Here is an 11,999-nt window from a genome sequence, read left to right as displayed (position 1 = left end):
ATTTTTTAACTACCATATTCATGCATTTTATCTATTTTTCATAAAGAACCACTTCTTGTGCTTATAACTTTAGCTTCCGTAAGGCATCTTTAATGCTTTGATAGACTAAAATAAAGGACATATCATCTTCTATAGTGCTCATATGTATGGCCATGTTAGGAGAAATTCCTGTTAAAACAAGCTGAGTTCCCATGAGCTTCAGCCAATTGTAAATATTAAGAATATCACGGCCGAATGAATCATTAAATTGCGCTAACCCTGAGACGTCTAGGATTAAATAACGATCTTTGCTGCTTGTGTTACGCGAGGTGAAGCTATTAAATAGCATTTCTATACGACGTTCGTTTAACGTTCCGATTAATGGAAGAACAGAGATTCCTTCCTCTATTGGCACGACAGGGGTGGATAGCCTTTCAACTTCTTCCAAAGCTTGCTGAAGCTGTTCCTGAGCTGTAATCTCTATTGTTACGTCTTTTTGAACACCAATAAAGTAGTATTTATCTTCTTCTTCTACATATGCCGGGTCAATCGTTAGCTGATTATGAAAGAAAGAGCCGTCTTTTCGATAATTAACAAGCGTAACAGAGACTGACTGATTGCGGCTGATAGCGCTGCGAATTTCATCAACGTGGTGCGGGTTTGTAAGAGGACCTTGTAGAAAACGGCAATTTTCTCCTAATACTTCTTCTTCCTTATAGCCGGTCATAAGGGAAAACCCGTGATTGAGGTAAATAATTGGGTTATCAGGCAAAGAAGGGTCCGTCACAATAATACCAGATTGTGAGCTATGAAGGGCTTTATTTAAAATGGACCATTTCGAATCTTGAGCTTCAGGTGTAGTCAATGCATTCCCTCATTCCTTGGAATTTTTATAAAAATATTGTGACATAAACATGTCAAAAAAACAATTTTCGACGCGTTTGTTCCTAGAGAAAGAATGAAGATAAGGAAAAATATGTTATAATAGTTTCAGGGGCAAAGGGAGTGTGAACAAATGTGATAACCATCAATTTATTTAATGTTAGTTTCTTTGTGATGGCGCTAGCAGGCTTTATTCTCATTTTTTGTTTGCGTATAAAGTTCAAGCGGCCACTGTCATTATTTAAATGGTCTTTTTTATTCGGAACAGTGCTGCTGTCGTTAAGTTTATACTTGTTTATGGCGACCAGCCAATATATTCATTTGATATGCAATACAATCGGCTCAGTTATGACAGCGCTCTACCTTATCAGTATTATGGTTGGAGCAGAAGAATCATAAATACATATGTTTAAAAGTCTATTAAAAGTGGAAAAAAGGAAAGATGCATAAAAGAGAAAGAGACGCACTTACATTCTTTTAGCCGACGAAATGATAACAACTTGAAAAACACTTCGGTACAAGATGCCGAGGTGTTTTTCGTAAATGAAAGGGAAAGGAGAATATTTAGAGAAATACTAGTCATGTTTTACTGAGTGTAGTAAAATAAAAAGTTATTATTCTATTTTTAGGTTGTTGCTATTAGCAACATGTGTTAGTCTAAAAGTGGTATACATTTTAGGCGATCTTGAAAAAGAGAGACGAGAAGCTTTTATTCAAGTTTCTTAAAAGCTTTACGTTTACTGAGGTGAAACAATGAAATCTCAAGTACAAAAATTTGTAGGCTATTTATTAGCTGGTGATCAAGACAGCGCTTGGGAAGTTGTGCTAGAAGAAATCCAACAGGGAAAGAACAGCCTAGATATTTATGAAAATTTAATTACAACCGCAATGCGAGTAACTGGAGATATGTGGGAAGAAAATATCATTTCTGTAGCTGATGAGCATGTTGCAACTACGACATGTGATTATGTGCTAACTCGCTATCGCTTTTATAAAAAAATTCAGGGACACGCTTCAGACACCGCTCCAAGGGCACTGCTTCTATGCTTGGAACAAGAACAGCACTTCATTGGTTTAAAGATGGTGGCTTTATTGTTTGAGGAACACGGTTGGAATACTCGCTTTTTAGGGGCCAATCTACCTCTGGAATACGCTGAGAAAATGGCTATAGAATGGAAGCCTCACATGGTAGGATTATCCGTCAGCATCCCCTATCATATTGAGAGGCTTGCTGAATACACCAAAACTTTGGACAAATTAGAACCAAGACCAACAGTAATGGTAGGAGGGCGCTTAGTTTCTCAAATTGATTTCCGTTCTTACTGTTCTGAGCATACACGCCTAATTCCGGATCTTCACCAACTAAATAACTGGTTACTCAGTTATCACAAAGGAGTGGAAGTTAATGTCGATGCTTGAATATGTTCCAATTCCTTACTTTTTAGTGGATACTGAATTTAATATTTTGGAATGGTCGCAGCAATCAGGTCATTTATTTAAGCCTTCAGCTAATTTTTTAGATCTTGTAGACGTATTTAGTCAAGAAAAGGCGAGAAAGTTTTTAAGCTTGCGCCAAAAAGATTCTCGAGAATTGTCTGTAGACGAACCCCACGATGAGCAAACGCTTGTCCAAAGCCGAGGCCAGGCTATTCAGAAAGTAGAGCTCGTGATGCAAACCAATGATTCGCCTTATTCACTGTTTGAATGCTTAATTCAATGGGATAGCGATATAGGTCATTTAGTTTGTATTCGCCAAGATGAACGTATACAAGAGCTAACGAGTCTTGTTCAAGACCATCGGAAACGATTAGCAGATACAGATTTTGAACTGCTTGAACAAAAAGAACGTCTTGAAAAATCGTTACAAAAAATTAAGCAACTGTCCGCTTCTTTTATTAAGTTATCCTCTAAAGTAGGACTTATACCTCTTTTTGGAGACTTAGATACAGATCTTGTAGCTGAAAATACGTCCATTTTGCAAAACTTTGCGCATGAAGGAAATTACACCACGCTTCTATTTGACTTTGGGGGACTAGATATATTAACGACCGAAGGAATTCAAGCTTTTGCAGGCTTTATGCAGTCCTTCTATCTCATGGGTATCACATGCTATATTATTGGCATGAAGCCGCACCATACGGCTGCTCTGAAAAATAGAACGTTTGGTGACCAAATTATTTATATGAATAACTTGAGTGAAATTATTGCTGTGAATAAAAATGTGAGTTAAAAGAGTGGAGGAGAAGAAAGTTATTCTTCTCCTCTTTCTGTATACACTTCTTTTCTTATAATTAAACATCTATTAAAGAATCTTTTTATATTTCAGCTGAAAGAATGGTGTTAAGACGTTGAAGTCCCGTGTTCAAATCAGTATCACTAAGGAGGGAATAGCTTATTCGAATGTAAGCATGAAGCGGTTTGTGAACAAAACAAGCTTCACCAGGTAAAAAGCAGATATTGTGCTCCTGGGCTTTTTTTAATAACCCAAATGTGTTTATTTTTTGAGGCAGTTTTAACCATAAGTTGAATCCTCCTTTAGGAACTTGGAATTGAACGGATTCGGAAAGAGGCGAAAGCAGGTCGCTTGCATGATCTCTTCTCAGCTGCAAAGCGGTCCTCAGTTTTTCCATGTGATGTTTCATTCGCTCAGTCCGTAAAAAAGCTAGCACGGCTTTTTGAGTTAGCAAGGGACTACCAATATCCATCAGTGCTTTAACCGCATATAGCCAATCAAATACAGAACCTTGTGCATAAAGTAATCCAATTCGAAGTCCTGGAGCCAACGTTTTACTAAACCCCTTCAAGAACAAAACATGCCCATTTTTATCAAACGTTTTGATCGGTGGAGGCACCGATATATCATCGAAATAAATCTCTCCAAACGAGTCATCTTCAACAATAAAAAAGTGATACAATTCGGCCAAATCAACTAGTTCTTTGCGGCGCTGTCTGCTCATTAGTATACCTGTAGGGTTTTGAAAAGAAGGGTTCACGTACAAAAGCGAAGGCTTTATTTTTTGGCAGCATTCTTCTACTAAATCAGATTGTATTCCTTCTTCATCTAGTTCAATTGAAATGACGTTGACACCTTTATTGGTGAAGACATCAATTGCAGCTCCGTAGCATGGACTCTCTACTATAACCGTATCCCCTGGCTTTAAAAGCGTTTGAGCAATTAAATCAATACCTTGCTGAGCGCCACTTGTAATTATAATTTCATGAGGATCAGCTTTTATTCCTTGCTCTCTCTGTAAATAAGAAGAAAACTCTATGCGAAGCTCCCGGTCTCCTTGAATTGGACCGTATGTGGCTAAAACAAGCTCATTGGTACGTAACAGACTTTGCATTTCTTGCGCTAAAAACTGATTAGGAAGGAGACGAGGGTAAAGAATAGCCTGAGAGAAATCATAATATTTACGATCACGATTTAAGCTATACTGAGAGCGCGTGATATTTACGTTTAATTCATCTTGCCATGAAAAATTATTTAATACCTTGGAAGAACGTTTAGTAACCCCTTTAACAAAAGCTCCTTTTCCTGACTGTATTACGATTAATCCTGATTTTTGTAAGAGCTGATACGCTTTTCGTACCGTTAATAAGCTTATTTCTAACTCTTGTGATAGCTTGCGTAAAGAAGGGAGCTGATCACCAGGTTTTATCATGCTCGTTTGGATGCGATAACGAATCTGTTCATAGATTTGCTGATAAATGGGGGTAGAAGATTTTTTATGTACATTAAATCTCATTGTGTCACCTAACTATTCTTTTTCTTTAGTTAACCTCAAAATAAGCATGGGCGCAACTGGAAAAACAGCAACTGTTATAGTCAAGGTTTTACTGTTATACTTCCTTTCTTTTATACTCGTGGCATATTTAAAGGAGGAAGATATATGATTATTATTAATTACGTACTTATCTGTTTTATTTTCGGCACGACATTTTTAACTATTAAATTAGGGATTGAAGCAGGAATGCCTCCACTTTTCTCAGCTGGAACTCGCTTTCTTTTAGCAGGAATCTTAGTAATCTCGTACTTTGCATATAAAAAAGACGTTCGACGCTCGTTATTATTTTCAAAAAAAGTGATGATGGTAGGGTTTTGTTTGACCTTTATGACATTTTCAACGCTCTATTGGGCAGAACAACATGTGACATCGGGTCTTGCAGCTGTTTTATCTGCTACTGGGCCAATGATGATATTGCTTATTCAAGTGATGCAAAGAAAAATGGAATTAAAAAAAGAGCAGTTATTCGCTTTGCTTCTGGCTTTTACCGGTGTTATTTGCATTTCACTTCCCAATGTGACAGCCACTATGTCTTATTCGTGGACGTTAGGGTGTATTATTATCATAGTAGGAGAGGTATTTTACGGCATAGGCAGCAATTATTCGAAAGCTTTATTAAATGAACTAAAAGAAGTGTCACCGTTTTTAATTAACGGTATCCAAATGTTTTACGGGGGAATATTTCTACTGGTGCTATCTTTGTGTACAGAGCAGATCCATGTTTCAACTATTATGCCTTGGAACGCAGTATGGTCTATTGTATATTTAATTTTTGTTGGTTCAATTGCTGGCCACGGCTTATATTATTGGCTAATCGCCCAAACAAATCCGGTTTTTCCATCTACTTGGTTGTATGTATCTCCTTTGATCGCAGTGTTAATCGGCTATGTAGTCTTAAATGAAGCTATCACGCCTTCTATTATTGGCGGAGGCCTTCTTATTTTAATAGGAGTGTTTATGGCCAATCGTGAAGCTTTGGGAGTACATTTTAAAAAAGGTGTGCTATTCAAAAAGCAGCTGTAAAGCAAGTCGCCATTTGCTGACTTGTTTTTAGTTGATCGCAAGACAAAAAAGATTGAAGAAAGATATATAAGATGACTAAAAGCCTCTTCCTAATGAAAGAAGAGGCTTTTTTGTTAAGAGTTTGCTGACATCGTATGAGATGGTAAAATGATATCTTGGTCGACGAGAAAGGACAAAAGTTCTCGTGTAGCATATGACATATAGCGATCTTTTTTCAAAATAATGCCGAGCTCCCACATTGGAGTAGGTGCGGCAATTGGAATACTTTTAATAAAGGGATTATTGATTTTCGGAAACACGGACTTTGGTAAAATAGCAATACCTAATTCAGAAGCAACTAGTTCAATAATTAAATCCCATTGAGAACTTTCGTACGCTATTTTTGGATGAAAACCCGCTTGAATGCACTCATGAATAATGCGATCATGAAGAGAGAAATCTTTGCTGAACAGAACAAACGGCTCTTCTCTAAGCTCGCTCAAAGCAACAATTGATTTAGCTGCCAGCGGATGCTCATGATGAATGTATAAATTAAACTCTTCTTCAATAAACGGATAGACGTGAAAAAGAGGGTTTTGAATAGGCAACACGATAATGCCAAGGTCTACTTGTTCGTTTTCTACAAGTTCGACAATTCGCTTTGCACCAAGCTCCACAAGCTCTAATTTCACCTGAGGATGTTTTGCTGTAAAGTTTTTTGCAATCATCGGGAAAACAACAGTCCCTACTAAAGGAGGAATTCCTACTTTAATATCTCCTGTAGGCAGATTTCGTAAATCATCTAACAGAGCATGCAGCTCGTGAAGAGTGGATACCAGCTTTTGGCTTTGCCCATACACAATCTGTCCTGCATCGGTTAACGTCAGCTTTCGAGTAGAGCGATCAAAAAGATCTACGCCGAGTTCTTCTTCTAGTTTTTTTACAATTTTACTTAATGCTGGCTGAGACAAGTGAATTGTAGCTGCTGCTTTCGTGAAACTTTTTTGATTAACTACTTCCATGAAATGTTGCAGTTCTCGAATATCCATAAATTCTCCTCACTAGTATTCTTAGTTTTCATACTATTTATTCTATTTATCTATTTTACTTATGATTCAAATAAATGTAAACTCTTACATAAGGAAATGAATAGTGATTCATCTAAAAATAGTACATCAAATTCCTCTAAATACGTTAGAAACCCGCATGTTTGTAAGCGTTAACAAAAAAGCGCCCTCGAAGAAAATCCTAGAAAAATATTTTTTCCTCCCGTAAAACAAAGCCGCGAGCGCAGAAATAACACGTGTTGAAATGTTCATTTTGTATACTGTTCTGACAATTAAGAAAGAGGAATAAAATGGTATAGTGCACCACTAAGGTGAGTCTATTCATTCTGCAAACGAGCCGTACATAGAAAAAAGGGCCGGTTTGTTAAAAATAATTGGGGGAGTGGTTGAGATGACATACGTTAAAGGATTAGAAGGAATCGTTGCAGCTGAAACAAAAGTAGGGCATGTTGATGGAGAGAAAGGTCAGCTGATTTATCGCGGATATTGGGCAAAAGATTTGGCAATCAATTATTCTTTTGAAGAAGTTTCTTATTTAATTTGGAACGGCACGTTGCCAAATCATGATGAGTTAAAAGCATTTAAACAAAAAATGGTGACTCATCGTACGCTTCCAGCTAATATTGTTGCGTTAATGGACTGTTTGCCAAAAGATACAGAAGTGATGAGCGCGCTTCGCACATGTATTTCAGCTTTAGGAGACCCTTCATACAGCTGGCCTCCGACAAAAGAGCAGGCGCTTGCGATTACAGCGGTAACACCTACCATTATTGCGTATTGGTATCGTAAAATGAATGATTTAGAAGTAGTAGAGCCTAACGAGCATTTAGATCATGTAGCAAACTATTTATACATGATTAACGGAGAAATTCCAAATCAAAGTTTGGTTACTGCGCTGAACGCATATTTTGTTTTGACAATTGAGCATGGAATGAACGCCTCAACCTTCTCATCACGCGTTATTTCATCTACCGAATCTGACATGGTTTCAGCTATTTGCGGAGCAATTGGCGCGATGAAAGGTCCTCTTCATGGAGGAGCTCCTTCTGGTGTTATTACCATGTTTGATGAAATTGGAAGTGAAGAGAATATTGAGCCTTGGGTTCGTAAAAAGTTAGATAATAAAGAGAAAATCATGGGATTTGGTCATCGCGTTTATCGTACACATGATCCAAGAGCAGAAGCATTAAAAGAAGTATCGAAACAAATCTCAGGAGACAACGGGTTATTTGATTTAATTGTTAAGATTGAAGATAAAACCATTGAATTACTCAATGAATACAAGCCGGGTCGAGGCATTTATACCAATGTAGAATATTTCGCTGCAGCGGTTATGAAAGCGGTTGAGCTTCCGTCTGAACTATTCACACCAACCTTCACAGCAAGCCGTTTAGTTGGCTGGACAGCTCATGTCGTAGAGCAGTCAGAAAATAATCGTATTTACCGACCTCAGTCTGCGTATACAGGTTATACGCCAGTTGAACAAAATCAATAAATAAACTCGGTTTCACATAAAAAACGTCGGTAGATCCGACGTTTTTTTCATATGGTTAAATATATTCTTTTTGAGAATAAAATCGCTTTAATAAATAGAATAATCCGACTGCTAAGCATAAACTTGCTGCAGCTAAGCTAGAGGTAATCATGGCGTGCTCACCTTCTGTAGGGGTATGTGAAAGTTTATAGCTGCTGTAGCATAAGAGAGCTGTGATACATAAACAGCAGGAGCTAATCAATCCATACCGCTTTTTGAAGCCAATAATAGATAGTAATACAATCAAATAAATCCCGCTCACCATCATCATAATTGGAAACTGAGGATGGAATTTAATTGTATATAACAAATAATCGATGTGAGAATAGTGATGAACCGCCGAGGACTTTGTTAGCCCTCCGGTCAAACTAGCTGATAAAGGTCCTTCAAGCATCGAAGAGCCGTTATACCAAGTAGCGACTGAGGAAAGTAAAAAAACAAAACAACTTGCAAATAGCTGCGTCATGCATTTTATTGACACGTATAGAAAGCTCCTCTCAATAACCATCTTTTGTTAATACAAGTCCGAAAATTATTATAGCAGGTTTTGAAAGTAAAAAAAGTACTATTGGAATGGTTTCATAAAACGTTCATATTTGAAAAGGTTTGTTTTTTTTTTAGAAAGGGAAAAAAGGTGAAACGGAAGATATGAATAGAGGAGAGAGAAAGATGAAGGCAGCAGTGATTTTGAATCCAAACGCAGGAAACAAAAAATTAGTAAATGAAATTGACTTTATATGTGATCGGTTAAACACTGCATTTGAGACGGTTACTTTATATAAAACAGAGCAACCTGGAGATGGTGCCGATCTGGTAAGAAAATTGGAAGGCAAAGCGGATGTCATTATTGGAGCAGGAGGAGACGGGACAATTTATGAACTTATCAATGCTCTTGCTCCGCTGCAGCAACGTCCTGTATTTGCTATTTTACCTGGTGGAACGTGCAACGACTTTTCGCGTGCAATTGGAATGAATCAAAATCCTTTAAAAGCAGTGGAGCAAATTATTGAAAAGCAGACGGAAGCAGTAGATGTTGGAAAACATGGCGAAGATTATTTTTTAAACTTTTGGGGAATCGGCCTCGTAGCTGATGTATCTGAAAATATTTTGGAAGAAAATAAAGAGAAATTTGGTAAGCTCTCTTACTACATGAGCGTAGGTAGAACTTTAAATCAAGCAGAGCCTTTTCAATTAAAAATGACGAGCGAAAAAGCTTCCTATGAAGGAGAAGCTGTTATGGTGTTAATTGGAAACGGTCCTTTTTTAGGAGGAACTCGCGCTATGCTAGGAAACAGCTCATTTCAAGACGGATTATTAGACGTATTCGTTATTAAAGAAATGGGAATCGAGCCTGTTATGGCATGGTTACAAACAAACCCTGATGAAGAACAGCTTAACCCCGAAAGCAACCTTATGCATTTTCGTGCAAAAGAAGTCCATATTGAAACTACTCCTGAAAAAACGGTAGATTGTGATGGAGAAAAAGAAACGACAACACCTTCAACGATTACGGTTCTCCACAATCACATAAATATGATAGTCGGAAACAGATAAAAAAACGCTGGAACTTCCAGCGTTTTTTTATGAAGAGAGCCATCGTGGAGAAGTAAAGAGCATAATCATTATGCTGCTCATCGTAACAACAAGCATGGAGTAGCAAAAAGCAGTAAATCCGATAATATGTAAGCCCACTATCATAATCGTACTGTCTAAGATGAAAATGGTTATTCCAATATTGATTTTCCATTTTTTCGATACAATAATGGCAATTAAATCAAGCCCATCCGAACTGATGCCGTAGCGAAGCATCAGTCCTATTCCCATTCCTACGAGTGCGCCTCCAAGCAATGAGCTAAAAAGCAAAGGAAGCTCCAGCGTACCTTCGAGAATAGACAGCCATTCTGTCATAAAAAAAGAAACAACTAAACCTATACTTCCATAAAAAAAGTTTTGACGATGACGAAAAAAAGCATATAAATAGACAGGTACGTTCAAAAAGAAAATGGACAGTCCGATAGGAGTTCCAAACACATAATATACGATAAGCCCAAATCCTATAAGTCCACCGTCTAGTAAGTGATAAGGAGCAATAAATCCGTTTAGCCCTAGTCCAATTAATAAGCTGCCACAGCAAATCGAAACCACTCTCGAAAAAATATTCCTCACCCTATACGTTAAATTTTAATAGGAGTACTCGTCCATCTATGTATATGGCAAGCTTAGGTTATTTAGAAGTAAAGAAGAAAAAAAGAAAATTATGTAAAAAGTATTGATTCTATAACTCTGATATTCTATAGTTAATCTAACTTCGTTTTCACGACAATTTCTTGATTTTTTACGATACTGTTTAACTGTTTGTATTTTTTAATATATATAAAAGTTGTGTTTTGTAAAAAGCATACGATTGTAATAAGTGGGTAAAAGCAAGCCGCTATATAGAGGAGTTGATTACGTGTAGGATTCTCTTTCTTTTCAGTCATACTAAAAAGAAAGAGGGATTGTCGTGAAAAATCGTTCCGTACTTTTTTTATGGTTTGGTCAAAGCCAAGCCAATTTAGCAGATGTATTATATATTGTTGCGTTAATCAGCATTCTTTATGCTCAAAATAGTTCTCCTGTGCTGCTTTCATGCATTCCGTTTACCATTACGACTGCTAAGTTTTTGAGCAGTTTTACTGTGCCTTTTCTTATAGATCGCTACAGGGCTAAGCGTATTCTTGTGGTGTCTCAGCTGTTAAAAACCAGTGTTTTATCTATGTTTTTCTTGTGGCATATGTCGCTTATCAGCATGCTGTGCTGCGTGGCGTTTATTGCTTTTTTCGATGGGTGGGCAGCTCCTGTTCAAAGCTCTATGCTTCCTCACTTAGTAGATAAAGAAAAGCTGTTAAAATGGAACAGTATGTTTAATGTCACGGATCAAACGATTCAAATTGCAGCCTATCCGCTTGGAAGCTTTCTGATCATTAGCTGGGATGCTACTAGCCTTTTATGGCTGTCATTTTCATTATTCAGTTTGTCAATCGTATTTATGCAGGCCATTCGCATTAACGCTCATTCTTCTAAAACGAAGCAAAAACAAGGGTTAAAAGAGGGATGGAAGCTAATTTGGCATTATCCGCGCCTGCGGGTTTTATTAGTCATGGAGGTTTTAGAGGGGATGGCTGCCGGCGTTTGGGCATCAGCAATTGTCTACGTGTTTGTGAAAGAGATATTAAATAAAAATGAAGCTTGGTGGGGATATATCAACAGCAGTTTTTTTGTTGGAACGGTTCTTGGAGGTTTCGTTTTGTTGAAGATTTCAGTTGAACAAGAGAAAAGTCTTTATCATATCGTAACACTAGGCAGTCTTTTATCAGGTTTCTTTACATTATTGTTCGGAGTGATGTCTGCTCCTTTTCTTTCACTTTTACTTAGTTTTGCTATTGGCATTGCCCTTCAAATAAGCGCTACGTGTTCTTACACGCTTACACAAACGGCCGTTCCTTTAGAAAAGCTTTCTAAGGTACTTTCCGCTACGCTGAGCGTTTCATATGTGACGTTTGGGCTTTCGGTGCTGCTGCTTGGAGCTGTTGCTTCGCTAAATGTGACGGCGGCGTTTCTAACAGCAGGAGGACTGATTGTAATCAGCGGCTGTGTAGGTTTATTCTTACGAAATTATGCGCTTGCTAACTAAAAAAGGTTGCTATTTGCAACCTTTTTTTAAAACATCGTATTTTCTCTCCTCAACCATACGCCGTATACGGTTGT

Annotated in this window: 12 protein-coding genes; 7 read left to right on the top strand and 5 right to left on the bottom strand. The window is 37.6% G+C overall.

What is annotated here, in order from left to right; genetic code table 11:
• Positions 1-61 precede the first annotated feature (61 nt).
• Positions 62-844, bottom strand: a complete 783-nt coding sequence (gene ytvA / locus LJC66_RS16230) for a YtvA family blue-light photoreceptor (RefSeq protein WP_230933025.1) — start codon at positions 842-844, stop codon at positions 62-64.
• Between the two features lie 152 nt (positions 845-996).
• Between ytvA and LJC66_RS16225 the strand changes: the two genes are divergently transcribed.
• The 3 genes from LJC66_RS16225 to LJC66_RS16215 all read left to right on the top strand — a co-directional run bounded on the left by LJC66_RS16225 (position 997) and on the right by LJC66_RS16215 (position 3,091).
• Positions 997-1,260, top strand: a complete 264-nt coding sequence (locus LJC66_RS16225; RefSeq protein WP_082178482.1) for a hypothetical protein — start codon at positions 997-999, stop codon at positions 1,258-1,260.
• 354 nt (positions 1,261-1,614) lie between these two features.
• The gene (locus tag LJC66_RS16220; RefSeq protein WP_050689869.1) at positions 1,615-2,280 is read left to right on the top strand and encodes a cobalamin B12-binding domain-containing protein; all 666 of its coding nucleotides are present in this window, start codon (positions 1,615-1,617) and stop codon (positions 2,278-2,280) included.
• Positions 2,267-3,091, top strand: coding sequence for an STAS domain-containing protein (locus LJC66_RS16215; protein ID WP_047932508.1), 825 nt, complete (start codon positions 2,267-2,269; stop codon positions 3,089-3,091). Before LJC66_RS16220 ends, LJC66_RS16215 begins: the two co-directional genes overlap by 14 nt.
• Positions 3,092-3,176: 85 nt before the next feature.
• Here the strand turns inward: LJC66_RS16215 and pdxR are convergent, their stop codons facing one another.
• Positions 3,177-4,610: a MocR-like pyridoxine biosynthesis transcription factor PdxR gene (pdxR, locus tag LJC66_RS16210; protein WP_195696573.1), complete on the bottom strand. Its 1,434-nt coding sequence runs from the start codon at positions 4,608-4,610 to the stop codon at positions 3,177-3,179.
• A 144-nt stretch (positions 4,611-4,754) separates the two neighbouring features.
• On the opposite strand from pdxR, the gene LJC66_RS16205 reads away from it, so the two are divergent.
• Complete coding sequence (locus tag LJC66_RS16205; protein WP_050689866.1) at positions 4,755-5,672, top strand: DMT family transporter; 918 nt, start codon at positions 4,755-4,757, stop codon at positions 5,670-5,672.
• A gap of 113 nt (positions 5,673-5,785) precedes the next feature.
• Here LJC66_RS16205 and LJC66_RS16200 read toward each other — a convergent pair whose 3' ends face one another.
• Positions 5,786-6,700, bottom strand: coding sequence for a LysR family transcriptional regulator (locus LJC66_RS16200; protein WP_195696574.1), 915 nt, complete (start codon positions 6,698-6,700; stop codon positions 5,786-5,788).
• 409 nt (positions 6,701-7,109) lie between these two features.
• Here LJC66_RS16200 and LJC66_RS16195 point away from each other — a divergent pair, with 409 nt between their 5' ends.
• Positions 7,110-8,213: a citrate synthase/methylcitrate synthase gene (locus tag LJC66_RS16195; protein ID WP_195696575.1), complete on the top strand. Its 1,104-nt coding sequence runs from the start codon at positions 7,110-7,112 to the stop codon at positions 8,211-8,213.
• A 55-nt stretch (positions 8,214-8,268) separates the two neighbouring features.
• On the opposite strand, the gene LJC66_RS16190 is transcribed toward LJC66_RS16195, so the two are convergent.
• Positions 8,269-8,733 (bottom strand): DUF4306 domain-containing protein, encoded by a 465-nt coding sequence (locus tag LJC66_RS16190; RefSeq protein WP_223260182.1) that lies wholly within the window; start codon positions 8,731-8,733, stop codon positions 8,269-8,271.
• A gap of 188 nt (positions 8,734-8,921) precedes the next feature.
• Here LJC66_RS16190 and LJC66_RS16185 point away from each other — a divergent pair, with 188 nt between their 5' ends.
• Positions 8,922-9,806 carry a diacylglycerol/lipid kinase family protein gene (locus tag LJC66_RS16185; protein ID WP_230933024.1) on the top strand — a complete coding sequence of 295 codons (885 nt, stop codon included), beginning with the start codon at positions 8,922-8,924 and terminating at the stop codon, positions 9,804-9,806.
• 27 nt (positions 9,807-9,833) lie between these two features.
• Here LJC66_RS16185 and LJC66_RS16180 read toward each other — a convergent pair whose 3' ends face one another.
• Complete coding sequence (locus LJC66_RS16180; RefSeq protein WP_230933023.1) at positions 9,834-10,397, bottom strand: YitT family protein; 564 nt, start codon at positions 10,395-10,397, stop codon at positions 9,834-9,836.
• Positions 10,398-10,755: 358 nt separating this feature from the next.
• On the opposite strand from LJC66_RS16180, the gene LJC66_RS16175 reads away from it, so the two are divergent.
• The gene (locus tag LJC66_RS16175) at positions 10,756-11,925 is read left to right on the top strand and encodes an MFS transporter (protein WP_230933022.1); all 1,170 of its coding nucleotides are present in this window, start codon (positions 10,756-10,758) and stop codon (positions 11,923-11,925) included.
• Positions 11,926-11,999: the final 74 nt, after the last annotated feature.

The organism is Priestia sp. TSO9 (assembly GCF_021029645.1).
Lineage (GTDB): Bacteria > Bacillota > Bacilli > Bacillales > Bacillaceae_H > Priestia > Priestia megaterium_E.
This window is presented reverse-complemented; position numbering and strand designations above follow the sequence as displayed.